The organism is Paenibacillus hamazuiensis (assembly GCF_023276405.1).
GTDB classification, from domain to species: domain Bacteria; phylum Bacillota; class Bacilli; order Paenibacillales; family NBRC-103111; genus Paenibacillus_AF; species Paenibacillus_AF hamazuiensis.
In genome coordinates this window covers 7,608,551-7,634,429 of record NZ_JALRMO010000001.1, presented here as the reverse complement: position 1 = coordinate 7,634,429, position 25,879 = coordinate 7,608,551, and the positions used below count along the sequence as shown (strand labels likewise).

At 51.6% G+C, this 25,879-nt stretch carries 25 protein-coding genes and 1 other annotated feature (1 of these 26 only partly in view); of the genes, 11 read left to right on the top strand and 14 right to left on the bottom strand.

Annotated features, from left to right (window positions below):
• Positions 1-34, bottom strand: a sequence feature (ribosomal protein L20 leader region); it reaches 107 nt to the left of the window's first position.
• A gap of 64 nt (positions 35-98) precedes the next feature.
• Both MYS68_RS33780 and MYS68_RS33775 read right to left on the bottom strand, forming a co-directional pair.
• Positions 99-1,334 carry a glycosyltransferase family 2 protein gene (locus tag MYS68_RS33780; protein WP_248929937.1) on the bottom strand — a complete coding sequence of 412 codons (1,236 nt, stop codon included), beginning with the start codon at positions 1,332-1,334 and terminating at the stop codon, positions 99-101.
• A gap of 294 nt (positions 1,335-1,628) precedes the next feature.
• Positions 1,629-2,783 (bottom strand): glycosyltransferase family 4 protein, encoded by a 1,155-nt coding sequence (locus tag MYS68_RS33775; RefSeq protein WP_248929936.1) that lies wholly within the window; start codon positions 2,781-2,783, stop codon positions 1,629-1,631.
• A 279-nt stretch (positions 2,784-3,062) separates the two neighbouring features.
• Here MYS68_RS33775 and MYS68_RS33770 point away from each other — a divergent pair, with 279 nt between their 5' ends.
• Positions 3,063-3,590, top strand: coding sequence for a phosphatase PAP2 family protein (locus MYS68_RS33770; RefSeq protein WP_248929935.1), 528 nt, complete (start codon positions 3,063-3,065; stop codon positions 3,588-3,590).
• An 85-nt stretch (positions 3,591-3,675) separates the two neighbouring features.
• Positions 3,676-4,812, top strand: coding sequence for an MGDG synthase family glycosyltransferase (locus tag MYS68_RS33765; protein WP_248929934.1), 1,137 nt, complete (start codon positions 3,676-3,678; stop codon positions 4,810-4,812).
• A gap of 714 nt (positions 4,813-5,526) precedes the next feature.
• Here MYS68_RS33765 and trmB read toward each other — a convergent pair.
• Both trmB and MYS68_RS33755 read right to left on the bottom strand, forming a co-directional pair.
• Positions 5,527-6,267, bottom strand: a complete 741-nt coding sequence (trmB, locus tag MYS68_RS33760) for a tRNA (guanosine(46)-N7)-methyltransferase TrmB (RefSeq protein WP_248929933.1) — start codon at positions 6,265-6,267, stop codon at positions 5,527-5,529.
• Between the two features lie 74 nt (positions 6,268-6,341).
• The gene (locus MYS68_RS33755; protein WP_248929932.1) at positions 6,342-6,542 is read right to left on the bottom strand and encodes a hypothetical protein; all 201 of its coding nucleotides are present in this window, start codon (positions 6,540-6,542) and stop codon (positions 6,342-6,344) included.
• Positions 6,543-6,671: 129 nt separating this feature from the next.
• On the opposite strand from MYS68_RS33755, the gene MYS68_RS33750 reads away from it, so the two are divergent.
• Positions 6,672-7,106: a MarR family winged helix-turn-helix transcriptional regulator gene (locus tag MYS68_RS33750; protein WP_248929931.1), complete on the top strand. Its 435-nt coding sequence runs from the start codon at positions 6,672-6,674 to the stop codon at positions 7,104-7,106.
• A 79-nt stretch (positions 7,107-7,185) separates the two neighbouring features.
• Here the strand turns inward: MYS68_RS33750 and MYS68_RS33745 are convergent, their stop codons facing one another.
• Positions 7,186-7,761 (bottom strand): WGxxGxxG-CTERM domain-containing protein, encoded by a 576-nt coding sequence (locus MYS68_RS33745; protein ID WP_248929930.1) that lies wholly within the window; start codon positions 7,759-7,761, stop codon positions 7,186-7,188.
• A 198-nt stretch (positions 7,762-7,959) separates the two neighbouring features.
• Here MYS68_RS33745 and mnmL point away from each other — a divergent pair, with 198 nt between their 5' ends.
• The 4 genes from mnmL (at position 7,960) to MYS68_RS33725 (ending at position 11,408) form a co-directional block, all read left to right on the top strand.
• Entirely contained in the window at positions 7,960-8,910 is a 951-nt protein-coding gene (gene mnmL, locus MYS68_RS33740) for a tRNA modification radical SAM protein MnmL/YtqA (RefSeq protein ID WP_248929929.1), read from the top strand.
• A 96-nt stretch (positions 8,911-9,006) separates the two neighbouring features.
• Positions 9,007-9,687, top strand: a complete 681-nt coding sequence (locus MYS68_RS33735) for a c-type cytochrome (RefSeq protein ID WP_248929928.1) — start codon at positions 9,007-9,009, stop codon at positions 9,685-9,687.
• Between the two features lie 116 nt (positions 9,688-9,803).
• Positions 9,804-10,385, top strand: a complete 582-nt coding sequence (gene mnmM / locus MYS68_RS33730; protein WP_248929927.1) for a tRNA 5-(aminomethyl)-2-thiouridylate-methyltransferase MnmM — start codon at positions 9,804-9,806, stop codon at positions 10,383-10,385.
• 57 nt (positions 10,386-10,442) lie between these two features.
• Positions 10,443-11,408 (top strand): type I phosphomannose isomerase catalytic subunit, encoded by a 966-nt coding sequence (locus MYS68_RS33725; protein WP_248929926.1) that lies wholly within the window; start codon positions 10,443-10,445, stop codon positions 11,406-11,408.
• A gap of 161 nt (positions 11,409-11,569) precedes the next feature.
• Here MYS68_RS33725 and MYS68_RS33720 read toward each other — a convergent pair whose 3' ends face one another.
• The 7 genes from MYS68_RS33720 to MYS68_RS33690 form a co-directional block, all read right to left on the bottom strand.
• On the bottom strand, positions 11,570-12,880 hold the full coding sequence (locus MYS68_RS33720) for an ABC transporter permease (RefSeq protein ID WP_248929925.1): 1,311 nt from the start codon (positions 12,878-12,880) through the stop codon (positions 11,570-11,572).
• Positions 12,873-13,778 carry an ABC transporter ATP-binding protein gene (locus tag MYS68_RS33715; protein WP_248929924.1) on the bottom strand — a complete coding sequence of 302 codons (906 nt, stop codon included), beginning with the start codon at positions 13,776-13,778 and terminating at the stop codon, positions 12,873-12,875. The genes MYS68_RS33720 and MYS68_RS33715 overlap by 8 nt, the downstream gene beginning before the upstream one ends.
• 243 nt (positions 13,779-14,021) lie before the next feature.
• Positions 14,022-14,996, bottom strand: a complete 975-nt coding sequence (locus tag MYS68_RS33710; protein ID WP_248929923.1) for an ABC transporter ATP-binding protein — start codon at positions 14,994-14,996, stop codon at positions 14,022-14,024.
• A 54-nt stretch (positions 14,997-15,050) separates the two neighbouring features.
• Complete coding sequence (locus tag MYS68_RS33705; protein ID WP_248931100.1) at positions 15,051-15,452, bottom strand: GntR family transcriptional regulator; 402 nt, start codon at positions 15,450-15,452, stop codon at positions 15,051-15,053.
• 48 nt (positions 15,453-15,500) lie between these two features.
• The gene (locus MYS68_RS33700; RefSeq protein WP_248929922.1) at positions 15,501-16,217 is read right to left on the bottom strand and encodes an ABC-2 transporter permease; all 717 of its coding nucleotides are present in this window, start codon (positions 16,215-16,217) and stop codon (positions 15,501-15,503) included.
• A gap of 171 nt (positions 16,218-16,388) precedes the next feature.
• Entirely contained in the window at positions 16,389-18,152 is a 1,764-nt protein-coding gene (locus MYS68_RS33695) for a B12-binding domain-containing radical SAM protein (RefSeq protein ID WP_248929921.1), read from the bottom strand.
• Between the two features lie 108 nt (positions 18,153-18,260).
• Positions 18,261-18,479, bottom strand: coding sequence for a hypothetical protein (locus MYS68_RS33690; RefSeq protein ID WP_248929920.1), 219 nt, complete (start codon positions 18,477-18,479; stop codon positions 18,261-18,263).
• A gap of 124 nt (positions 18,480-18,603) precedes the next feature.
• Here MYS68_RS33690 and rlmD point away from each other — a divergent pair, with 124 nt between their 5' ends.
• Together rlmD and MYS68_RS33680 are read left to right on the top strand one after the other, a co-directional pair.
• Positions 18,604-20,049, top strand: a complete 1,446-nt coding sequence (gene rlmD / locus MYS68_RS33685) for a 23S rRNA (uracil(1939)-C(5))-methyltransferase RlmD (protein WP_420852180.1) — start codon at positions 18,604-18,606, stop codon at positions 20,047-20,049.
• A 161-nt stretch (positions 20,050-20,210) separates the two neighbouring features.
• Positions 20,211-20,984 carry a TdeIII family type II restriction endonuclease gene (locus MYS68_RS33680; RefSeq protein ID WP_248929919.1) on the top strand — a complete coding sequence of 258 codons (774 nt, stop codon included), beginning with the start codon at positions 20,211-20,213 and terminating at the stop codon, positions 20,982-20,984.
• 42 nt (positions 20,985-21,026) lie between these two features.
• Here the strand turns inward: MYS68_RS33680 and MYS68_RS33675 are convergent, their stop codons facing one another.
• Complete coding sequence (locus MYS68_RS33675; protein ID WP_248929918.1) at positions 21,027-22,337, bottom strand: DNA cytosine methyltransferase; 1,311 nt, start codon at positions 22,335-22,337, stop codon at positions 21,027-21,029.
• 355 nt (positions 22,338-22,692) lie between these two features.
• Positions 22,693-23,598, bottom strand: a complete 906-nt coding sequence (locus MYS68_RS33670) for a hypothetical protein (RefSeq protein ID WP_248929917.1) — start codon at positions 23,596-23,598, stop codon at positions 22,693-22,695.
• Between the two features lie 366 nt (positions 23,599-23,964).
• Here MYS68_RS33670 and MYS68_RS33665 point away from each other — a divergent pair, with 366 nt between their 5' ends.
• Both MYS68_RS33665 and MYS68_RS33660 read left to right on the top strand, forming a co-directional pair.
• Complete coding sequence (locus tag MYS68_RS33665; protein WP_248929916.1) at positions 23,965-24,120, top strand: hypothetical protein; 156 nt, start codon at positions 23,965-23,967, stop codon at positions 24,118-24,120.
• A 2-nt stretch (positions 24,121-24,122) separates the two neighbouring features.
• Positions 24,123-25,613 (top strand): recombinase family protein, encoded by a 1,491-nt coding sequence (locus MYS68_RS33660; RefSeq protein ID WP_248929915.1) that lies wholly within the window; start codon positions 24,123-24,125, stop codon positions 25,611-25,613.
• Positions 25,614-25,879: the final 266 nt, after the last annotated feature.

Below are 25,879 nucleotides of genomic sequence, written 5' to 3'. Positions count from 1 at the left end.
GACAGGTGAGAAGCGGGCGCTTCTACTTTTGATCGCATTATTCAAAATGACTTAAACAATATACCATGTTTTGAGGTTGGAGTCAAACCCTTGCAGCGCTAGCTGACCTGCTTGCTCTGCACTTCCTCCAGCCGGATAACGCGGGTATGCTGCGTGTGGCTCCATTGCTTGTTGTTTTGGGTGAAAAACGCATAAAACGTAATCGGCCACCAGGACAGCAGGAAAATCGGGAACAGCAGCAAATATTTGTACGTCTTCCACGGCGCTTTCTCGATGACGAGCGCGAGCGGGAACTGCGCATAGGTCAGTATCGTCAGCATCGTGAAGAAAAACGGCGAATAATCGTACATCGACGTAAATGTTCTTACACCCGGCAGCGCGACATCGATCCAAAGAAATACGGTCAAAATCGAACCGATAAACAAGGTGTATACGTTTATTGCATAGACGGCCGTATCCAGCTTGGCCCAGTTGCCTTCCTTCAGGCCTTGCCAGAACAGCGGGAAGAAGTAACGCCTCGCCACATCGAAGTGGCCCTGCATCCATCTCAGACGCTGACGGGCGGATGCCTTGAAGGTCAGCGGCTTTTCGTCGAACACTTTTGCGTCGTAGTTGAAGTGCGGATAAACCCCTCGCTGCACGCAGCGCATCGTAAACTCCAGGTCCTCGACGAGACTGGTCGCACCCCAGCCGATTTCCTTCAGCAGGCTCGACTCGAAGCACATGCCCGTACCGCCCAGGAAGTTCGCCAGCCCGAGATTGACCCGGGGCAGCTGCCACAGCCGGTTGCAGTACCAATATGTAATGGCGTAAGCTGCAGTGATCCAGGAGTCGTTCGGGTTTTTCGTATCCAGGTATGCCTGAATGACGCGGGAGCCGTTGCAAAGATCGTTGTTCATGTGACGCAAATAATCGGTCCCGACCAAGTTGTCCGCGTCGAACATGACGACGGCATCGTACTGCCGGGGCATCTTCCAAAGCTCTTTGAGCATCCACTCGATTGCGTAGCCTTTGCCCCTGAGCTTCGCGTTATGGCGCTCCATCGCGTAAACGCCCATATTCTTGGCGATTTGCGCCGTCTTGTCCGTACAGTTATCGCAAATAACGAATATGTCGTACAATTCTTTCGGATAATCGAGATTTTTCAAGTTTTCAATCAGCGCCCCAACTACCTGCTCTTCGTTGTGAGCGGCGACGAGTACGGCAAATGATTTTTGCGGTTCGTGTTGCTTTGTTGCCTTACGCCGATACCAGCCGAAAAACGTTAAAAACAGCTGATAGCCGCCGATGACTGCCAAGACGATTTGTATGCCCAGCAGCAAATTATCCAGCATCAGTAATCCCCCTTTTTGTGAACCACCGAAGTATCCGATCTTCTTCTGTCTCTCTCTTATGAAAACAACTTCGATGGCTTTCATTGGATTGCGTGGGTAGCCGAATATGATTTTCCTCTCTTTGACCCGTTTTGTCAAAGGCTCCTAGAAGCTTGATAATGCCAGAAGTTGCGCATTACATCGGAAATCAGCGGCTCACACTTGTTTACTCTCTGCAATCCAATTCTTTTCGTCTTATTTTCATCGTTTTTCAAACATTTTATCAACCTGTTCTATTATACGGCATACGTCCCATCAAATACAAATGGCCTCTTCGCCCGATGCCGCAACCTCCGCATAGCTGGCGTACAAACGGGAAAATATCGAGTCCCACGATTGCTTCAGCGCGTATTCGCGGCCGGCGGCCGCCATCGCAGCTCTTGTGGCCTCCTCGCGGAATAGCCGCTCCATCGCCGCGGCGAATCGGGAAGCGTCGCCGGGAGGGCACAGCAGCCCGGTCACCCCGTGCGAGATATTGTCCCGCACGCCGCCGGCCGCGGCGCCGATCACCGGTGTTCCCGAGGCCAGCGCCTCGAGCACGACGTTGCCGAACGTCTCGGTTGCCGACGGGAACACGAATACGTCCGCGGCGGCATACAGCTCGGCAAGCTCGCGGCCCTGCACGAAGCCGGTAAAGGTGACGGCCGGGTCGTGCGCACACAGCTCCCGCAGCGTTTCCGCGCTCGGGCCTTCCCCCACGATGATCAGATGCGCATGCCGCGCAACCTCATCGGACAAGCTTCGCCAAGCTTCCAGCAGCACGTCGACACTTTTCTCCGGGGCAAGCCTGCCGACAAACAGCATGACGAATTTTGCCGGAGCGATGCCGTATCGCCCCAACACGGCTTTCCGGTCGACAAACGGATGAAACTGACCGGTCTCTACGCCCCGACCCCATATTTCCATGCGCTCCAGTCCTTTTTCCTGCAAATGAAGCAGCGCCGATCTCGAGGGTACATATATTTTACGGCATTCCTGATGAAACCAGACCATATATTTCCAAAGCATGTTTTCCATCCACTGCAGCTTATAATACGACAAATATTGATCAAAATGGGTATGATAGGATGCGACGACCGGGATGCCGTGTTTTTTGGCGTAAAGCATGCCGGTCAGCCCCAGATTAAAAGGAGTCGCCACATGAATAAGGTCCGGAGCAAACTGCTTCAGCGACCTGCTGACGTGAACCGGATTGGGAAGCGCCAGGCGGCATTCGGGATACAGCAGAAAAGGGATGCTGTAAAACCGCTCGACCGTCCTTAAGTCCGCCGATTCGGGTTCCGGACTGGACGGCGCAAACACTTTGCAGAAGCTGCCCCGCGACTCCACATACCGAACCCACCGTCCCAGCGTCTTCGCCACCCCGTTCACATCCGGCAAATACGTATCGGTAAAAAGCGCCACCCTCATGTCCATCTCCCCTTAATACGGAAGTTTTCAGAGGCAAGAGGGGCAACAGGTATTTATGTCTATTCATTGGTAAAAAATGACGGTTATATACATCGTTTAGTCGGTCTTGCCTCTGTTATGATTCTACGTACGGATTGTTATCGCAAGGTCAACGAAAAATTAATTTTTGCTTGCGCCGGACTTGCGTGAAGTTGATACTCCATTAACACTCGTCATATACAATGGGAGGTGAACGCTTCTTTACATTCAACCGAACCGCACAAAGGAGGAACACTGCCTATGAATCGGGTCGTCCACTGGCTGAGCGACCGCGAGCATCGCGTGTTTTTTTGGGTGAACCGGCGCATCCAGCACTTCGTCCTCGATAAGATCTTTTCCGGGATCACCCACGCAGGAGGCGCTTCGGCTACGATCGTCTTCGCTCTTGCCGTCGCCCTGTGGGGGCCGGGCATCTGGCACAAAGCGGGGCTGCAAAGCTGCATCGCCCTTGCGCTGAGCCATATCCCCGTCGCTATTGTAAAAAAGAAATATCCGCGGCTTCGTCCCTATCTCGTGCTGCCCGGCACCCATACATGCAAAAACCCGCTGACGGACCACTCGTTTCCTTCCGGCCATACGACCGCGATTTTCTCCGTAGTGGTGCCGCTGGTCTGGCTTCAGCCGTGGCTCGGCATTATTTTGCTTCCGCTGGCATCCATTGTCGGTCTGTCGCGTATATATTTAGGACAGCACTACCCGTCCGACTGCCTGGCCGGCGCTGTGATCGGAACCGGCGCGGCACTGGGGACGGTTGCAATTTTCCCCTGAAATGTTTAATGTTAATTTGTTAAGATTATGTAAAGGATAACGCTTGAGCAAAGGTAAATCCATGGTTACAAGGTTAGGTGAAATCATGCGCAGGAAAAGGGTTTTGATATTGTCGGAAGGATTCGGAGCCGGCCACACTCAGGCCGCCCAGGCTTTGTCCGTCAGCTTGAAAAAGCTCTCTCCCGACGTGCAAACGCGGGTGCTGGAGCTGGGATCCTTTTTACACCCCACGGTGGCACCGTGGATTTTTGGCGCGTACCGGAAAACGGTGATCAACCAACCGAGACTGTACGGCTTTATGTACCGTTACCAGTATAAAAAGTCGCTGAACCGCTTTACCCAACTTGCCTTGCACCGATTGTTTTACGCACAAACGGCGGAGGTGATCCGCCAGCTTAAACCCGATACGATCGTCTGCACCCATCCGTTTCCGAATGTGGTGATCTCGCGGCTGAAGCGCTCCGGGCTGTCCGTCCCGCTTTGCACGGTCATCACGGACTACGACGCCCACGGGACATGGGTCAGCAATGAGGTCAACAAATATTTGGTGTCGACGCCCGACGTCAAGGAAAAGCTGCTGAACCACGGCGTGCCAGCCGACCATATTGAGGTCACCGGCATTCCGGTGCACCCGAGCTTTTGGGAGTCGCACGACAAGGAGCAGCTGCGCCGGCAGTTCGGGCTTCAGGCGATGCCGACCGTGCTCGTCATGGGCGGCGGCTGGGGCCTCGTCCACACGGAAGGTTTTATCGAGTATTTGACGCGCTATCGGGACCGCATTCAGATGATCTTCTGCCTCGGCAGCAATGAAAAGGCGCTTGCCGATTTGTCCGCAAACCCGCAGTTCCGCCATCCGAACATCCGCCTGCTCGGCTTTACGAAAGAAGTCGACAAGCTGATGGAAGTGTCCGATCTGCTCATCACCAAACCCGGCGGCATGACTTGTACGGAAGGTTTGGCCAAAGGTATCCCGATGCTGTTTTATAAGCCCATTCCCGGGCAGGAGGAAGAAAATTTGCAGTATTTCACGGAGCACGGCTTCGGCGAACAGATCCGGTCGACGGAAACGATCGATTACTGGTTTCAATATTTGCTGGAGCGGTATCCCGAGGTGCAGAAGCGCCGCGCCATGCTCGCTGAGAAGTGGAGGCAGTACCGACCGGCGGAGTGCTCGCAGGCGATTATGGAGCTAATGGGGGAAAAATACCCTGTTGGCCCTTAAGGGCACCACCCCTAAGTCCCCAACGGGGAGTTCTATCACCCCCTAAACAGTGCTCACCCCCTAAATCCCCCTCCAGGGGGACCCCAGGCTTCCGTAGCCGGCTTTGCTTCGCAAAGCCCTTAAGGCGCTCGGGCGCCCTGGACCCGCCCTGATGGAGGGGGTGCTCGCTGCTAGGTCGCGACTGTCCTTCCATGGATTTTTGTTTCTTGCAAAAATCCGATGTCGGACTCGCTTTACGTTTGGCGCGATGCCTGTTGAGGGGCTATGTGCCTCGGGCTCGCGGTTGTCTGGCGTCGTTTTCGCTGGCGCAAAAACCTGCGCACAGACACGCTTACATCCGTGCTATATGGATGAACAAAACATGTACATGGCAATATAAGGTAGGATCGGCTCATGCGGTACACAGCGTAACGGTTGCAGGTGAGCTTATAGGGGCCAAAATGGGCGGTTTCAAACTGTAACGGTTGCCATAGTGGTTATTTGTGAACTTTCATCGTTTTGAGAGAACCAAGTTGAGAAATAAGCTCTGTCACGACCGTTACATTTTAGGAATGACGTTTTTGAGCCAATTAAGCTCAGCAGCAACCGTTAGGCTTCCCGTATCGGTTCGACCGACCGCTGCGCAGCGCCGAAACGCATGCCTGGGTCATACATGACGCGCATCAGTTCGACTTATTAAGTCGCCGCAATCCCGGCCATAAACCAAAAGCAGTCCTATTCGGACTGCTTTTGCTTTTCTTCCGCTGCGACGGTGTCGGCGAGGTGCCGGATATGCTTGTCCAAAGCTTCGGGGCCGATGACGACTTCGCAGCGGTAAATGTTCATGCCTTGCTCGAAAAACTTCGTTTCGTATTCCGTCATCACGTTGTCGGGATGAGGGCCGTCCGCGTGCAGATCTAGCGATATGTTGCGCATTCGCAGGCCCATGTCGGCAAAAGAGTTCAGCGAGAATTCGAACAGAGAGCGCGAATCGGTTTTGAAATGAATTTCGCCGCGCTCATTAAGCAGCTTCATGTATTTCTCCACGAAGCGGCGGTGGGTCAGCCTGCGCCGGGCGTGCTTTTTCTTGGGCCACGGGTCGCTGAAATTGAGATAAATGCGCTCAAGCTCCCCCGGGGAGAAAATATCTTCAATATACTCTATATTGAAAAGGGCCAACGCCAAATTGGACAGCTCCTCGCCAAGGCCCGCCTCTTCTCGCGCGGCTCTCGCCTTTTCGCTTGCTCTGCGAAGCAGCTCGTCATACATGTCCACGCCGATAAAATTCGCTTCCGGATGCTTGATGCTCATGCGGCTGATGAACTGCCCTTTTCCCATGCCAAGCTCGACGTAAATCGGGCGGTCGTTGCCGAAATATTCGGACCATCGTCCCTTGTATTCCTTCGGATTCAAAATCACAAGATCCGGCTGCGCCTCCAGCGCCTCGCGGATTCCTTTTCTCCCTCTTAAACGCATCGTATGATCCCCCAACTCGTTTGCGGCTTATCAGGAAGATTATACTCCGCCCGCTGCATAAAAAAAAGAGCGGGTTAAACGCCCAGCGATGCGTAGTCCAGTTTGCCGCTTTCCTGAAGCAGCTTTTGGTTCAGCCGTTCCACAACCTTATGCCGCGCTTCCGCCGCGATGCCGGATTGATTCCAGAACCGGACTCCGGCCCCAAGCGCCATCGCTTCCTTTACGGTAAGCTCAACGGTAATTGTCTCGTTGCCTTGGGCAAATCCCGTCGACATGTTCGCCACCTCGCCCCTTTTTTCAAATTCATATGTTTATTGTGCCCGTACGGGCTTAAGAAAATGATTGATTTTCCTGGCTTCGTTTCATATATTTAGTGTAGTTAATGACAGAAGGACGAGGAGTTTATGGATCGACAAAATCTGTTAACCGAACGGTTTTATGCCGCTTTCCAAAAGGTGCAGCAGCTGCTTCGGCAAAAGCTGAACGCCCACCTGCAGCATGACGGGCTGCAGCTGACGAGGGGGCAGTTTTTTTTGCTCCGGGTTTTGTACAACCGCGGTCCGCTCATGATCACGGAGCTTGCCGATTGGATGAACGTGCGGCCGGCGACGATGTCCCCGATTATCGACCGTTTGGAGAAGCATCAGCTCGTCAGCCGGGTCAAAAACGAAAAGGATCGGCGGATCGTTTATGTGGAGCTTACCGAAGGCGGCCGGCATCTGGTTCTGGAAATGGAGACGATTTGGCGCCAGGTCGTTACGGAGCATTTGTCCCGTCTCACCGAACAGGAACAGGAGCTGGTGATCGGCCTGCTTGAAAAATTCGCGCGAAAAGAATAGAAAAATCCTCATCATAAAACGACCTCCCCGAAAAACACGGAGAGGTCGTTTTGGCTTATGCGTATAAATGCCAAAAAGATTAACGGATGTCGCCGCGGTCTCTATTGCGGTTTCTCAGACCGGCCAAACCGATCAGACCAAGCAAACCGAGCCAGCCCCAGTCTACGCGGTTGTTGTCCGTAGTCGTGGCATACGTTCTGTACGTGGACGTATCGTAGTTGCCGGTACCGTAGGTGGACATGCGGTCCAACATATTGTGGCCGTAGCCGCGGAGCGTGTTGCCGGCCGTCGTACCGTAGGTGCCGGTTCCGGTTCCTGTAACATTGTTATAGTAGGTTCCCGTTCCGGTCGTCGTACCCGTAGTACCGGTTGTACCGTATGTTCCGGTAGTGCCCGTCGTGCCGGTCGTTCCGGTGGTACCTGTAGTACCCGTGGTTGTACCGGTCGTCGTCCCCGTCGTCGTACCGTCGGTGCTGTACGTTCCGGTGCCTGTTCCGCCTGTGCCAGTCGTGCCGGAAGTCGTTGCACCGTAGGTGCTCGTTCCGCCGGTCGTTCCGCTTGTTCCGGTAGTTCCCGTTTCAGCATTAGCTTGAGCGCCGAAGCTGAGTGCACTTGTCAAGGCAAGTGCCAGAACTGCTGTACGAAACTTTTTCATGTCGTGGGAAATCTCCTTTCAGGTTTCTATAGTGGGTCGTGCAACATTATCTTCTGCCGGAGGGTGACGGTTTATCCGAGCCGGAAGCAGGGGCATTTTGTTAAAATGCCGGATGCTTACCCGGGCGGACCGGGTCGCATTTTTCGGTTGAATTCTGTAGAATGAGTGGAGAGTATCTGCAGATAGGAGCCAATTCATATGAATATGCTGACCCATATAGAGCCTCATCTCTGGGGAGATAAACGATTTCATACATGGAATTACGAGATGCGCCGCATGTTCGGCGAGAAAGTGTTCAAAGTCATGCTCGACGCCGGGTTCACTTGCCCGAATCGTGACGGAGCCATCGCCACTGGGGGGTGCACGTTTTGCAGCGCCCGGGGCTCGGGAGATTTTGCCGGGAGCCGCCGCGACGATCTGGTGACGCAATTTAACAAAATCCGCGACCTGCAGCATCAAAAATGGCCGGATGCCAAATACATCGGTTATTTCCAGGCTTATACCAACACGTATGCCCCGGTGGAAGAGCTTCGCGAATATTATGAAGTCATTTTACAGCAGCCCGGGGTCGTCGGATTGTCGATAGCCACCCGCCCCGACTGCTTGCCGGACGATGTCGTTGAATATTTGGCCGAGCTGAACGAAAGAACGTATCTATGGGTGGAAATGGGGCTGCAGACGATTCATGAAAAAACGTCCGAGCTCATCAACCGTGCCCACGATACGGAATGTTATTTGCAGGCGGTGTCCAAGCTAAGAAAACACGGCATTCGCACCTGTGCGCATATCATCTACGGCTTGCCGCTGGAAACGCATGAGATGATGCTGGAAACGGGCAAAGCCGTTGCGCGAATGGATGTGCAGGGGATCAAGATTCATCTGCTCCACTTGATGCGAAAAACGCCGATGGTCAAGCAGTATGAGGCCGGACTCGTGCGTTTTCTGGAAAAGGACGAATACGTCGGGCTTGTCGTCGATACGCTGGAGCAGCTGCCTCCGGAGATGATCGTGCACCGGCTGACCGGAGACGCCCCGCGGGATCTCTTGATCGGTCCGATGTGGAGCCTGAAAAAGTGGGAAGTGCTCAATGCGATCGATGCGGAGCTGAAGCGGCGCAATACGTGGCAGGGGAAATTGTGGAGACCTTAGGCGGGTCTCCTTTTTTGATTGCGGCCTCGAACCGATTCCCGGGCGGTTATCGTTACTTGTATGTAAAGCCCAATATTATGGAAGAGGTGGTCCGTTATGAAAAACTTGCTGTACGCCGCCGCCATTGCGAGCGTATGTCTGATCGCGGCCGGCTGCGGAAGCGACAAGGCCGCTGCCCCTGCCGCGGGTACGCCGGCAGCGACACCGAAAGCGGATGCCGCCAGCCCATCGTCATCGCCTTCGCCTTTGCCTTCGCCGACACCAACTCCGACTCCGTCAGCCACGCCAAGCCCGGCTCAGCCGGCGACGACAGAGCAGGCCAAAACGACGGAGCCTCCCAAGCAGGAGACGGCCAAGACGGAGCCGTCGAAAACCGAGCCGCCCAAGCAAGAGGCACCTAAAGCGGAGGCGCCGAAGCCGGATGCTCCTAAAGCGGAGCCTGCGAAAACCGAAGCTCCCAAGCAGGAAACCCCGGCGCAGACAGCGGCACCGACGCCCGCCCCCGCCAAAACGGAATCGCCTAAAGCGGACGCCGCAGCGGATGCCGCCATCGCCGCGAAAGCGGAGCCGCTGTTCAAGGACAACTGCATGGCCTGCCATGGGGAACAGCTGGAAGGCGGCGTTGGCCCCAATATCAGCAAAGTGGGAGAGCGCCGGACGAAGGAGCAGCTGATCGAGAAAATTACGAAAGGCGGCAAAGTGATGCCGGCTTTCAAAGACAGTCTGAAGGACTCGGAGATCGAAACGCTCGCCGCCTGGCTGGCGACAAAAAAATAAGCCGAAACGCCAAGTCGGTGCCCTGCGGGGCACCTTTCTTTTTCCCGGCTTCCGATTTGCGGTATAATATACGAATATACATCTTTTTTTATGCTGAAATGGAGCGTTAACGATTTATGGGATTCGTATCGATTTTAAGCTTTGCGCACCAGTGCGCCGCGGCGCGGGTCCGGCCCGGAGACGTTGTGGTCGATGCGACGCTCGGCAACGGCAACGATGCGATGTTTCTGGCTAAGCTCGTCGGAGACAGCGGTGTTGTTTACGGCTTCGACGTTCAGGAGCAGGCTATCCGCAAAACGGGAGAACGGCTGGAAGCGGAGTTCGGCGCCGCCGGCCATATTCGCCTGCTTTTGGCGAGCCACGCCGAAATGGAGGCCCATCTGCCCCCGGACGTACACGGACATGTAGCCGCGATCATGTTCAATCTCGGGTATTTGCCCGGCGACGACCATTCCGTCATCACCCGGCCGGATTCCACTTTGCCCGCGCTGGAGGCGGCAACCCGGCTGCTGAAAAAGGGCGGCATCGTCACGATCGTCGTTTATCCGGGACACGAAGGCGGCGCGGAGGAAGCGCGGGCGGTCGACGCCTGGTGCTCCGGGTTACCGCAGGAGCGGTTTCAAGTGCTGCAGTACCGGTTTACCAATCAGAAAAACTCTCCTCCTTATTTAATAGCTGTCGAAAAAAAGCTGTCATGATATAATGCAAAATAGCGATTTGTTGGAGAACATTACATATAGAGGAAGGGAAACGAGATGAAACCATATCCATTGCAATTTCAACCGGAAATGAAGGAACGCGTCTGGGGAGGACGGTCGCTCGAAAGGTTTGGCCTCCGGCTGCCGGAAGGACGCATCGGCGAAGGCTGGATGATCGGCGATCACCCGAACGGCACAACCAAGGTCGTGAACGGCGAGCTGGCCGGCCTTGGCCTTGACGAGATTCGCGAGCGGCATGGCAAGGAGTTTTTCGGCAGCAAAGGCTTTTCCGAGAAAAACGGTCGCTTCCCGCTTCTCATCAAGCTGCTTGATTGCGAGGACGATTTGTCGGTGCAGGTGCATCCGAATGACCACTATGAAAAGCTTCCCCCCGGCGAACTCGGCAAAACGGAAATGTGGTACGTGCTGGACGCGAAGCCGGGTGCGAAAATTCTTTACGGCCTGAAGACGGGAGTGACAAGGGAGTCGCTGGCCGCAGCGATCGCGGACAACCGGATCATGGACTGCCTGCAGGAAGTATCGGTGGAGGCGGGAGATTCGTTTTACATCCCGGCCGGTACGGTTCATGCGCTTTGTGCGGGAGTGCTTGTCGCGGAGATTCAGCAAAACTCGGATACGACCTACCGGCTGTACGATTACGACCGTCTCGGTCTTGACGGCAAGCCGCGCGAGCTGCATGTGGAAGATTCGCTGAACGTGATCGCGTACGAAGGATCGGGCGCAACCCGGATGAAGACGGACCTGAAGCAGGCGAACGAATGGCTGACGCTCGCCCGTTCCCCTTATTTTGTGACGGAAAAAGGCCGGGTCGACGGTTCCTGGGAGCTCGGCACAACGCCGGAGAGCTTCGTCATCCACGTGATCTGCGAGGGCACCGGCCTGATCCGCTGGGCGGACGGCGAGCTGCCCGCGAAACCCGGCGATTGCTTCCTGCTCCCGGCCAGCCTCGGCAGCTATTCGCTGCACGGCGATATGACCGTGCTGCGCAGTTATTTGCCGTAACCGGGCCTAACAGCTGCAACCTTACACACGAACAAAACAAAGGCCCTTCGAATTCCCAACCGGAGTTCGAAGGGCCTTTTCGTCGGTGCGGCGAATCCGCCATTGTCCACGGAAAATTGCCGATTTTGGTGCTGCAGCCATAGTCGCCCGCACGGCGGGACTCAAATCCGGTAAGATTTCATCGCTTTACGCAGCTCCTTGATCGTCGGACGTTTGCCGTACATCAATACGCCGGTGCGGTAAATCTTGGCCGACAGCCAGCCGAACGCATAGATGGATACCAGCATAATAAGCAGCGATGCCCATACCTCCCATAGCGGCGGATCGCTGAGACCGGCCCGCAGCACCATCGCATATGGGGCAAAAAAGGGAATAAACGAGCACACAACTACGAAAGTGCTATCCGGATGGGTGAGATTAAAAATGCCGATATAAAAACCGATCATGGAGAGAAACGAAAGCGGCATAACCGCTTGATTCAATTCCTCGGTTCGGCTGACGATGGAGCCGACTGCCGCATACAGCGTTGCGAACAGAAAATACCCCGTCAAATAAAACAGAAGCGCAAGCAGCAGCAGCGAGCCGTCAATGTCGCTCAGATGGATATTGAGATTGCCAAGAGCTTCACGATTGGTCGGAATCAGAGCGTTAGCGACAATAACGATGACATATAACGCAATCTGCATAATGCCTACCAGGAACATGCCGATAATCTTGCCGAACATGCCGTTAAGCGGCGAAACGCTTGTAATGAGCACCTCCATAATCCTCGAGCTCTTCTCCGTCGTCACTTCGCTTGCGATCATATGTCCCGTGCCCATGATGGAGAAGAACAGCAGGAACATAACGGCATAAACAACCCCTATGTTCAATTTCTGCTGCGCGGCGGTAAGTCCGGAGGAGTCTCCCGCGGTTGAGATCTGCAGCGACTGTACGTTCACCGGCGCGTAAAGCAGCCGAAGCTGCTCCTCCGTAAGCCCGGAGAACTGCATCTTGACGTTTTGCAATGCCGTCTTCAGCGCATTCTCGGAGGAATCGTCCAGCACTTTTTCGGATTTGTAAATGACGTCGTAAAAGGAATTGCCGGCATTCGGTTTGAACAAAAGGTAACCCCGGATCTGCCCGTCCGCTACGGCCTGCCGGAGAAGCGCTTCATCCTTGTCTGCGGCACCGCTGCCCTCGATCGGCACGAGCTGCAGCTCCCGTTCAGCCTCAGGTTTTTGCTGGAAGTACATCTCCAGCTTCTGACCCAGCAGCGTTGGAGTTACGCTGCTTTTGAGAAGGTCGCTCTGCGCGGTTGCATATCCGACCCGCTTCAGCTCCGGCTCCCCTTTGCTGAACAGGGAAATGATGTAGGGCAGATTGACCCCGAGGGAGAGAATCAGAACAAGAATCAGCGTAGTTACGACAAACGATTTGCTTCTGGTTTTGCTTCGGAACGTGAAGCCGATAACGGTTCTCAGATCATTCATGCCGCTCACCTACCGTCTTTATAAAAATTTCGTTTAATGTCGGCTCCATGATCTCAAAACGAGTGACCTCCGCCTGGGCCATCGAGTGCCGGAGAATGCCGCCTCCCGCAGCAGCATCCGCAATCCGGATCTCGTAAGATCCGTCCTCGCGCCGGGTACAGCCGGCAACGCCGGGCAATTGCTCGAGCCCCCGGACTTCCCCGTTTACAGCAAGAATTACGCGCTCCCGCGGAAATTGGCTCTTGATGGACTTGAGGCTGCCCGATATAACCGGCCGGGAACGGTGAAGGATCGTGATGTTCCGGCAGAGCTCCTCGACATGCTCCATGCGGTGAGTCGAAAACAGGATGGTCGCACCCTGATCGCGAAGCTCTTTGACAACGGACTTGAGCAGCTCGGCATTAACCGGATCGAGGCCGCTGAACGCCTCATCCATAATGATGATGTTCGGCTTATGGATGACGGAGGCAATGAACTGAATTTTCTGCTGGTTGCCCTTCGACAGCTCCTCGACACGCTTATCGTAATGCTCGGGCACCTCCAAACGTTCGAGCCACTTGCGCAGACTATCCTCGGCATCGCGCCGGGACATTCCGCGCAGCCTGGCCAGATAGATGAGCTGCTCGCCAACCTTTACCTTGGCGTACAATCCGCGTTCTTCCGGAAGATAACCCAGCGTCTTGAGCTGCTGCTTGGTATATGTTTTGCCGTCATAAAGAATCCGCCCCTCATCCGGGTAAATCAATCCGAGCACCATGCGCATCGTGGTCGTTTTGCCCGCTCCGTTCGCCCCGAGCAAACCGTAGATTTCCCCGCGGTCCACCTCGAAGCTGATGCCGTTTACGGCCGTTTTCTCCCCGTACTGCTTGACTATATGCTCAACGATTAAGGGCTTCATTCGGTTACCGCCTTTCTGTTCCAGGGATTTGATTGATCCTCTCCTAAAAGTCCGATGAATAGCTGCTCGCTGCGGTTGCGGATCGTTCCTCCGATCGCTCTTGTCCTCAGATTTCTTTATTAAGCCGCTATTCAGCAGTGGAAATCCGAGGACAAAGGCGACCGCTTACGCTTCTCCGAAACGATTCCGCCCCTCCCCGCTGTTTATTCACCGGACTTCTAGACTATCCGGCCGGAGACAACGTTATTTCCGCCTGGACTTCTCGATTAACGCCTCCATGATGTCATCCAGTTCGAGCGGCCGCCGTCCTGTAATCGTCCAGCCACGCTCCTTGCACCATGCCTCGGCTTCCCAAGCGCGGGAGGTTACAATCCGGCAGGTCCCGCCTCCGGCCTCCTCGACGCTGTACACTCCGGGCATCTCCGCCGCCTCCGACGCAATGACGGCCGACGAACGGGCTCCTGCCAATTCCGCATAAAAGGTGTGCCACGATCCGAGCAGCTCATCCTTCTCGTACATGCCGATGACGCGGCCGTCCGCCATGCAAACGATATAATCCGCCAGGCGGCGCACATCCTCCAATATGTGCGTCGCCATAATGATTGTGCGTCCTCCCTGCTCCATGTATCGGTGAAGCTCCTCGACCATCTTTTTGCAGGAAAAGGGATCGAGTCCCGAGCTCGGTTCATCGAGCAGGAGAAGTTCGGGGTGATGAGCGAGAGCCAGCGCGAGCTCGTATTTGCGCCTGCCGCCCTTCGACATCCTGCCCAGCCGCTGTGCAGCGTCCACTTCGAGCACGCCGGTCAGACGTTCGAATTCGCTCCGGTCCCAATTCGGATACCACCGGCTTACAAAATCCGCCCTTTCCGTCCCGCGGATCGACCGCTCCAGATAGGCGTCCTCATCCGCCACGTATCCGATTCTGCGCTTCAGCTTCGCATCGTCGGGCCTGCCGCCTACGGCTTCGCCCAGCAAAAAGATTTCCCCTTCATCCGGCTTCGACTGGTCAAGAGCAAGCCGGAACAAGGTGCTTTTGCCGGATCCGTTATGGCCCACGATCGCGGTGACGTAACCCGAAGGGATTTCCAGGTCCAAAGGACCGAGCTGGAAGCTTTCCTTTTTCTGAAAAACGCCGCGCATCCGCAAGGCAGGAACGTTATCCGCCTGTCCGTCGCCATGCTGCGCCGGATGTCCGCCGTCTCTGGCCGTTATGTTCATCTGGATCACTCTTCCGTTATTTTTTCAAAATGCTTAAAATTCCCGGGAAATTGTTTATTCGCCGGTGACTCCGCCTGTTTGGCGGCCTAATTCCTTGCGGACCAGCTCCTCGATCTCCTCGCGGCTGCATCCGGCGGTAAGAGCCGCCGCTATCGCCGATGCGATAGCCTCCTGGACGCCGGAAAGCTTCTTCTGTTGATGGAGAGACCGATCGACGGGGGCAACGAAGGTTCCCGTACCTTGCCTTGTACGAAGCAGCCCTTCCGTCTCCAGGTCCTGGTAAACGCGTCGTATCGTGATCAAGCTGCAGTTCAATTGCCTGGCCAGCTCCCGGTTGGACGGCAGCAGCTCGTTCTCCTGGAGCCTGCCGCTCAGGATCAAGGCCCTCAGCTGGGCTTCGATTTGATGATACAGCGGCTCAGCGCTTTTCTCATTTATATGGATGGGTAGCCGGATAATAAGCACCTTCTTTTACGATTCGATCTATGCCGCGTCGCGGCGGTATCATCCAAGCAAGCTGCGCCTGGCGACTATACGGATAAGCAGCCGAATTCCCCATGCGACGGACGCGGCCGCGGCCAACATCGATCCCAGGGTCGGCCACCAATTGCCGGCGCCAGCGGCAGTCAGAAGATCGCCTACAAGAGATTGCCCGAACAACCGGTAAAGAAGGACGACAACCACAAAGACAGGGAGGCATCCGAAACAAAGCAAGAAATAATGTCGGCCGGTTAGCCCGAACTCCATGATTAAATACACAACGCTCATAAAGACGGCATATCCGAGCCAAAACAGCGCATAATTGAGCAGCTGATCCCAGCTCTTCTCCCGGAACCAGCCGCTCAGCAGGTACATGAGGACGAAGAAATATAGCCACACCGGCACCAGCAAAAACATGGCGGACAGAAGCCTGCCCCCGGCAATCTGTTTCACCGTGATCGGCAAAGCTCTCATCGCGGCAAGCTTGCGCGCGGTATAATCCTCCTTCATATTGCGAAACGTATGTTGGTTCATAAAAAAACCAAAACACGGGACAACACACAGCATTACAAAATCGAGGACTCCCGTTAAAAAAGGTTTATTCGGAAATTCGGCAGCCTCGTAAAGCGGAAAGGTTACCACAGCGATATACGTAGCCATAAAGAACGTACCCAAGCTGCCTAACCGGTTAATCCTCCATTCGTAACGTAAAAGCAGCCACGATCCTCTCCATGTCGACAATCCACATCACCCCGGTGTTATTACTGTATATATCAATATGTACAGTATATACAGAGATATGCCGCCTGTCAAATGTGAAACAGCCCCTTTTGTTCCCGTACATCTTGGCCGCAAAGCCAAAAGCCCTTTTTCGGGTAGTCGAAAAAGGGCTTTTGTTCATGTTCCATGCTTTCAAATCAAGCTGGCCTGCCGGAGCTCCATCGTAAACCACGACGGCTTATCCTGTGCATCCGGCGGGAAATAGACGATCAGCAGCTGCGACGTATCGGTTTGCAGTTCGCCGGTCTCCAGGTACAGCCGCAGGTCAAAAGGCATCGTCTCGATCATGACGTGCTTATGCAAATCTTTCTCCGCGAGCCGCAGCCTGGCGAATTCCGCGGATACCTTCTCCGGATGCTCCGCCAGCAGGCGAAGCAGCTCGGCCTGACCGCTTTTGTCCAGCGTGAAGTCCCACCATATTTTGCGCGGCCGGTATTTGTGGTTCAGGAAATAATCGAACTTCATCAGCGCTTCGACAATATCCATTCGTTCCGTGCCGCGGTCCGTCAAGAAGGCGTGCAGCCGGGTGAACAGGTCCTCGAGCTGGTGGCCGATTTTTTGCCAGCCCCGCTCCTCCCAGTAATCGCCGAACTCTTGGAAAAAATCAAACGCGGAAGGGAATTCGCGCTTGATCAAATACGATACCGTCCGGTCCATTCGGTGCGCGTTCCAATATTTCTCCAGCACGTCCTCGACACGCTTAATGCGGATCAAATCGGTGAACGGCAAAATGTCGTTGCCCAAAATTTCGTACGGCGCATTGTCCATGTACACATAGCCGTATTTTTCCGCGTCGTGGCGCATCCCGGTGCCGCGCAGCATTTTCAGGAAGCCGAGCTGCAGCTCCTCCGGTCCTAAGGCGAACACGTCGTTGAACGTTTTGCGGAACGACGTATAGTCCTCCTCCGGCAGGCCGGCGATCAGGTCGAGATGCTGGTCGATTTTGCCGCTTTCCTTCACCTTCGTGACGGTGCGCGTCAGCTTGGCGAAATTTTGCCGGCGCTTGACGAGCTCGTTCGTCAAATCGTTCGTCGATTGGACGCCGATCTCGAAGCGGAAAATGCCGGGAGGCGCATTTTCGGCCAAATAATCGAGCACTTCGGGACGCATGATGTCGGCGGTAATTTCGAACTGGAACACGCAGCCCCGGTGGTTGGCAATCAAAAACTCGAAAATCTCCATCGCGTAATCGCGTTTGATGTTGAACGTGCGGTCGACGAACTTGATCAGCTTCGCGCCCGAATCGATCAGGTACAGCAAATCCGCTTTCGTCCGCTCCATGTCAAAATACCGGACGCCGACCTCAATCGAGGACAGACAAAATTGGCAGCTGAACGGGCAGCCCCGGCTCGTCTCGAAATAGACGACGCGGTTCGGCAGCTGCGGGATGTCCTCGGGAAACCGGTGAGGCGACGGAATATCGTCCAGCTTCAGCTTCGGCCGCCCCGGGTTGATTATGACCTCGCTCCCTTTGCGGTAGGCGAGCCCGTACACGAAGTGGAATTTGCGCGCGCCGGAAAGCTCCTGCAGCAGATGGTGCAGCGTCTCCTCGCCTTCCCCCATGACGATAAAATCGACCTCCGGCAGCCGCCCCATCCAGTAGTCGGTATCGTACGATACTTCGGGGCCGCCGAGCACGATTTTCAGCTCGGGCATAATTTTTTTGATCATCTTCACGACTTGAATCGTCTCTTCGATGTTCCAGATGTAGCAGGAAAAACCGAGCACGTCCGGTTTCTTCTGATACAAATCGGACACGATGTTCATCGCCGGATCTTTGATCGTGTATTCGACAATGTCGATATGGAAATCGCGTTCGCAAAACGCCTTCAAATAACGCAGCGCGAGCGACATATGGATGAATTTGGCGTTCAAGGTGGACAGCACGACGTTCATGGGAATTCCCTCATTTTTCAGCGATTGATAGTCCCCCTTATTCTACACGGAATGCGGCGCGAACACAAAAAAAACGGCCCCTCTCGCGGGACCGTTCGCGGTTTGCTTCTAGTATATGAATTCCTGATACGCCGGCTCCTGCACGTAGTCCGTTGTCATCGGGGCGGAGACGGTCTGCGTGAGCCACTGGTTCGCTTGGGACAGCATCATTTCCTGGAGCCGCGCTCTTTGCGACAGCAGCTCGTCCGCTTCGCCGCCTGCCAGCGAAATCGAGTCGTTCAGCTGCGCCCGCTCCTCCATCCATTTGGCCATTTGGTACAAAATCATACGCGAGCCACCTCCACGGTCCGAAATTCTTTTTTTCTAGGATGCCCGGAAGGTGGAAAAATATGCGGGTTAGGGTCAAAAAGATGTGCGGGTTTGCCGGCCGGCTGGGCCGTGGTATATTAATATGAAGGAACGTTCGCACCTTTATGCGGAAATGAACAAGGAACGGAGCAAGATTATGGCTAAAAGCAAGCTGCCAACAGCAGAAGATATTCGCATCGGCGACCGCATCGTCGTCACGATCAAACGGCTCGGCATCAACGGCGAAGGCGTCGGCTATTACCGCAAGAAGGCGGTGTTCATTCCAGGCGCGCTGCCGGACGAAGTGGTGAAAGCGAAGGTGACGCGGATCGAACCGAGTTACATCCACGCGGCTCTGGTCGATGTTGAAAAAACGTCGCCCGACCGGCAAAAGCCGCCCTGCCCCGTCTACGAGCAGTGCGGCGGCTGCCAGCTGCAGCACCTCGCGTACCCGGCCCAGCTGCGGGCCAAGGAAGACATCGTGCGCGAGGCGTTCCGCCGCTACACCGGTCTTGACGACCTGCCGCTGAAGCCGATTCTCGGCATGGACGACCCGTGGGGGTACCGCAACAAGGCGCAGCTGCAGGTCGGCGTGCGCGAAGGCCGGGTCGTCACCGGCCTGTATTCGCCAGGCTCGCACAAGCTGGTCGACATCAGCGGCTGCCCCATCCAGCATCCGGGCGTCAACGAGACGATCGATGCCGCCCGGGCCGTCGTCGAGGAGCTGCGCATCCCGATTTACCGGGAAAAGCAGCGCGAAGGCTGCCTGCGCACGATCGTCGCCCGCGTCGGGCGGGCCAGCGGCGAGGTGCAGCTCACCTTCATCACCGCCACCCGCGAGCTGCCGCATCGCGCGGAGCTGATCTCGCGCATCCGCAAGCGGTTGCCGAAGGTGACGACAATCGCGCAAAACATCAATTCCGCCGATACGCCACTGATTTTCGGCGAGAAAACGATCATCCTGTGGGGCAAGGAACGGCTGGACGAAAGCCTCGGACAAGTGCAGTTCTCGCTATCGCCCCGCGCATTCTTTCAGCTGAACCCGGAGCAAACGGTCAAGCTGTACAATGCCGTGCGTGACGCCGCGGCGCTGACCGGCGAAGAGCTCGTCGTCGACGCCTACTGCGGCACCGGCACGATCGGCCTGTGGCTCGCCCCGCAGGCGCGGGAGGTGCGCGGCGTCGAAATCATCCCCGAGGCGACCCTCGACGCCCGGCGCAATGCAGCTTTAAGCGGCGCGGACAACGCCCGCTTCTATGTCGGGCAGGCGGAGCGCCTGCTGCCCGAGTGGGTGCGTCAGGGCGTCCGCCCTGACGTTATCGTCGTCGATCCGCCGCGCACCGGCTGCGACCGCAAGCTGCTGCAGGCGGTCATCCAGGCCCGGCCGCAGCGCCTCGTGTACGTCTCTTGCAATCCTTCGACGCTGGCGAAGGATTGCAAGGTGCTGCTGGACGGCGGCTTCCGCCTCGCGTCGGTGCAGCCGGTGGATATGTTTCCGCATACGTCACATGTGGAGTGCTGTTCACTGTTGATTAGAAACGAAAAGTAATATGAGATGTATTGGCGGATGATGAGTAAGGATGGAGTATCGGATTTGATCCCGATACTTTATCCTTATTTGTTTTTCTTTGATGGGATACACTGCCTATCTTCATATATGTAGCCATGGTATAATCTACCTATCTTTATTGTTTAGAAGGGATGGTATCTGTGAATCAAGAGGTAAAGGGAGAAATTCGAGAATTAATCAGGAGTAAACTAATATCGAAAGTTGAAAATTATAAACCAGAATCAGAGCATAAGCCATTTTTTACAGCCATCTTTTCCGAAGACAAAGTATTAACTGCTTCATTAGTACATTCTTTTTATACAACTTTTGGAATGTCAATCTATGAACAGTTAACAATGATGTTAGCTAGGGCAGCTAATTATCATGTTGAAAAACAATATAAACTCGAAGGGGACATTGATTTACGAACTTCCCAACTTATAGATGAAATGTGGGAGTCGGACAAATCAAATGGTAGTGCGGATAAACTCGAAGAGTTACAAAAAATAAGGGACAGCATTTATCCTGCTCGACAAGTTCAGGTTCAAAATGATTCTGTTGTAGATATTTTTTTAAGAAAACCGAACGGTGAAGAATATTATATTGATATAAAGACGGTTAAACCAAATAAAGGGGAGTTCGAGTACCATAAAAGAAAGTTATTGAGATGGGCTGGCTATCGTTACTCAGTTAATAGAGATGCAAATGTCTCTACATTCCTTGCCATACCATATAATCCTTTTCATCCACAGCCATATACCAAAAAAATGTGGGGAAAAGTGAAGTGCATGGATGGCAACAATGATCTACTTGTGCAAGAAGACTTTTGGAATTTAGTTGGTGGTTCCCAATCAACATATGATGATCTAATAGCTATCTTTAAAGACGTAGGAGATGAACTCAGTGATGTAATTAATTCTAGGTTTAAAAAATAAGAAAGCAACTACTAGTGAGAATAGTAATTGCTCCTTAAACATTTATATGCTCAATGCTAGTTGATCGCTGTCTTCATAATCACTTTCAATTAAATTGGTACTGTTATGGCTAGATAAACAACTCACGATAGCTTGTCCAAGTTGGAAAGCTAGCTTAACAGGAACTGCATTTCCAATTTGTTTATATTTATCGCTCATAGAGCCTTTAAATTCCCACCAATCAGGGAAAGTTTGAATTCTTGCATATTCTCTCACTGTAAAAGGTCTGACTTCATCTGGATGGCATCTTTCTGTTTGTTTTTGAGAAGGGGAAGTGGTCAGGGTAAGGCATGGCTCGTCCCATGACAATCTTCTTGCCATTCCTGTCCTTCCCCCTCCAGAGTAAAAACTTTTACCCATAAAGTCTTTCTGTATTTCTAATGGGAGGTCTCTCCAGCACCCCCCAGGAGGTACAAGTTCTAAAACCTGCTTTCTTCTTGCAGAATACTGCATCCCCTCAGATTTAGGGACATCTTTTAGTGCTTCTTGAAGGGTGAGGATTTTTTTCTGTTGCTTAGGATAATTAAATCTGCACCCCTTTTGGGTTCCGACAATCACAACCCGCTCTCTTTTTTGCGGAACACCGTAGTTAACAGCATTCATTAAACGGTATTCAACATGATAGCCAAGATCAGTAAGGATTTGAATTATCGTTTTTAATGTACGTCCTTTATCGTGGTTGATAATTCCTCTTACATTCTCAGCCATAAATAATTTAGGTTTGATTTCCTTAACCGCTCTTGCAAACTCAAAGAAAAGAGTTCCTCTTGTGTCTTCAAAGCCAAGTTTTTTGCCTGCGTAACTGAATGCTTGGCAAGGAAATCCGCCCGTAACTACATCTACATTAAATTTTGTAAAGTCAATATTCCGAACATCTTCATTTATTACATTGTATTGAGGACGATTGTGCTTTAATGTTTCACACGCTTGCTTATCAATTTCAATCAGAGCGGTTGTTTTTAATCCTGCTTGTTCAAGTCCAAGAGCCAAACCGCCACCACCTGCAAAAAGTTCAAGAACAGTAAAATTTGTTTTAGTCTTGGGGACAGTATATTCTATCGTAGATTCTGCAATCAGTAAGTTTTTTGAGTTATGTACTACCTCAGTATTTTCCTCAGACTCTAGTAAATCCATAGGAGTAACACCTAATAACTCACATAAATTGAGAACATTGCTTTTGATAGGATTAAATTTAGTTGATAGCATTACGGATAGTTGATTTTTTGTAATACCAAGTAATTCGGCAAGTTCAGTTTGAGTTGCTATCCCTTTTTTGTTCATCAATTCTTTAACTTTTTCTTTGTTAATCCGCATGCATTTTCCTCCTTTACCCGTTCGTGAAACTAAGTTAGTTATGATTTAATAATAACACACTCACGAGAATAATGGAAGTGCAGCAGAACATTTGTTCTTTTTTTATTTTGCCTTTTTAAAATAAAAGGAGCGGGATAAAGCTACTGAATAATCGCTACCAGTCCCGCTCCAAAATATATGTGCGTACAACCATTTTTACGGAATACAATGCTGTAATAACGAGCGTTACAGCTATCCACAGCAGCCATTTAATTTTATTCGGCACCCACCGGGTCGTTAACACGATGCAATTGTAGGATTTAGCAACCCAATCCAAATAAATAGATGAATTGTTATTTTCGACACCTCTCATTGTCTACAGGGCTAGATAATCAATTTCTAGGCGTGGTAATGTTTTTGTCTCTTCTAAAATCTCTAGCAATTTAAAACGATTATCCAATGTACTTTCTTTATAAAATCCTCTTATCCCGCCAATTCCATAAATCTGCATTAGTTCACAAAAACCAATAAGAGTTTCAACTTTATTGATCGAATGGGACATTATCCAATCCGATGTAATTCCATGTTCATTAACAATTTGAAAATCGAGATGCGGGATGATTTTTCTCGTCACAAACATAAAAAACTCTTTCGTCAATAGTTTTTCTGCCTGACGACATGTAGAGTATTCCTTCATTTCATAATCAGGTGGGGAGATTTCCATACGGATAAGCCCCCACGCTCTTTCGATCACTTCTGGGCTACATTTCTTGTCTCTGCACTCCTTTTCTTTGTCGTAAAACTGAATTCTCTTACTTTTATTTTGGAAAATTACTGTCTCTACTTGATTGTAAGTCACTGTGTTCATTCGAGGAATCTTCTTCAAAGACAACTGTTTCATATAGTCGGTCAGTTTGTTTCCCGCCTGGAAATTCCAGCAGACATCAATTCGTTTTGCTCTCCACTCGCTTTTATCTATGCTTACTTTACACAGTGAATACAGTTGTTCTGAGAGTTGAGTAAAGAAAACATCAATGTCATTCTGCTTTAATAGCGTTACATTTTCCCCATAAAGATATTTCGGGATAGATACTTCAATTTCCAGGGAATTATCACTTTCTTGATATTTGATGAATGGCAATTTATTAATCCCTTTAATGAAATATACCGACAAAAGTGTTTCGCTAGAATCGCATAGGTAAACTTTTCGTTCTACATTCTCGAACCGATCAATAGGGAAGTTCATAATACCAGTTGCTTTCAATCTTACCGTATCAAACATATTTGTCCTCCTGCCTTTGATTTCCCAAAATCTTGGGTTTTATTTGGTGTGTTACAAGAAGATGGGGGGATGTAAACGATCATCCCTTCACCGTCCCTATCGCCCCGAATGGCAGGCTAGTTGCGATAGGTTATACTTTGGAACCGGATATTTATGGTATTCGTGCGGTGTTTTTTGCATTCTTTGTGCCATTTTAAAAACAAAGAGACAAAGCGATTACCACTAAAATAACGCAAATTATGAAGGCAACTAGGAATTTGAATATCCAAGATAATTAGTTTCAGCAATTTTTTTGTTGGCTTTCGCAATTTTTTAAACCCCCACAACGATAGGGACGGTGAGAAGGTCATTAAGGGGGAATAAAATATGAGAGTAGAACGAATTTTTATCGGTGAGGACTCATTTGAAAAACTGTTTATGCCATTTATTGAAGATGCAATTGACCGAATTGTAGAGCGTGAGCCTAATTTCCAGTATAATGAAGATAACGCCAATATATCTCATAGTAAAGGAGTTGCTTAACTATGAGATGTGCAGTTTACATTAGAGTTTCTACGGACAAAGAGGAACAAAAAACATCGCTAGAAAATCAAAAAAGCCTGTTTTACCAATTCATTGAGGATAAAGGATGGGATGTCTACCAACTCTATGTTGACGTTGAGAGCGGTACGACTGCGAAACGGATTAATTTGCAACGATTGATTGAGGATGCCAAACAACGGAAGTTTGATATTATACTTGCAAAAGAATTATCTCGTCTTGCTCGTAATGGTGGGTTATCCTATCAAATTAAGAGTATTGCAGAACAAAATCACATTCACATTGTTACATTAGATAATGCAATCAATACACTCGATGGAAACATTCACCAGTTTGGGTTATTTGCTTGGATTTATGAACAGGAGAGTCAACGAATCTCAGATCGTATTAAGTCGGTTCTTGGAAGCAAAGCAAGGAGCGGCGAATTTAAGGGTTCAATCCCCCCTTACGGATACAGGTTAGAAAACAAAAGGCTCATTCTTGCCGATGATGACACTCCTAATGTTGTTAAACGCATTTTTCGTATGTATTTGGAGGGTAAAGGCTTTGATGCTATTGCCCGCTCCCTAACTCGTGAAGGGTATCCAACTCCAGCACAAGTAGCAGGGAAGAAAAATGCAGGGATTTATTGGCAGGGTACTTCTGTTAAGAAAATTCTAAGCAATCCCCATTATGTTGGGGATTTAGTACAAGGTAGACAAACAACAAGAAGTGTAACCAGTAAAGTGCGAATCGAAATTCCTAAGGACAAGCATGTTGTTTGTAAGAATGCTCATCCACCTATTATTTCAAGGGAAGATTTTGAAGCGGTACAACAGTACATGGAGGGAAGAAAGAAGCAGCAAGCAAAGCCCAAGGCTAAGAAGCATCTATTCACCAACTACCTGTATTGTGCCGATTGCGGTAAGGCTTTGTGGTATGTTCACTATCGTAAGGGTTATGTTTGTGGAAATTACTACAAACATGGTAAACACGCTTGCAGTCAGCATAGTGTTAAGGAAAAAGAACTGATGGCGGTTATCCTTACCGATATTCGCACCATGGTTAAAACGCTCAATGAGAATGAAGTAATGGCAAGAATAGAGGGAAAAGCCTTACAAGCAAGAAAACAGGCTGAGAAGCAAAGCCAGACATTGCAAAGGCGAATTGATAAGCTGAAAGAACAGAAAACAGGCTTAATCAGGTTGTTGGCAAGTGGTACGATTACAGAAGTTGAGTACAAAGAAACAACCGAAGGCATCAATGCTGAACTATCTAGCCTTCAGGAGCAGCTTCAATATGTACAGACACTACAAGGTTTGAAAAGTGCAGAAGAAAGAGTCGTTAATTTAAAGAAAGAACTCAAACAGTTTATGAAGTTGGACAACCTGACTCCAGAAATGATTCATCGGTTTGTTGAAAAGATTGAAGTGCAAGCGGATGGCTCGGTGAACATTCATTACAAGTTCACCCCCACCGCTCTTCTTACGGCTTAAAATACAGTGACCGACACTCAAGTCATGTGGAGTGCGTAATAGGAATGCAACGAATCGATACGTAGAAATCCTTTATTTTCAACACTTTGCGCGTTTTATGACGTTCACGGCGGACGGCAACGACTTCAAAAATAAGCTGCTCAAAGATAAAATTGAGGTTTCCGTCGTTTTGGACCTGGATTTGGACGTCGGGTGTGTAGACATGTTTAACGCAGGAGAATAGTTTCGCGAACTTTTTAACGGCGGATTGTTTAATCGTGGAATAC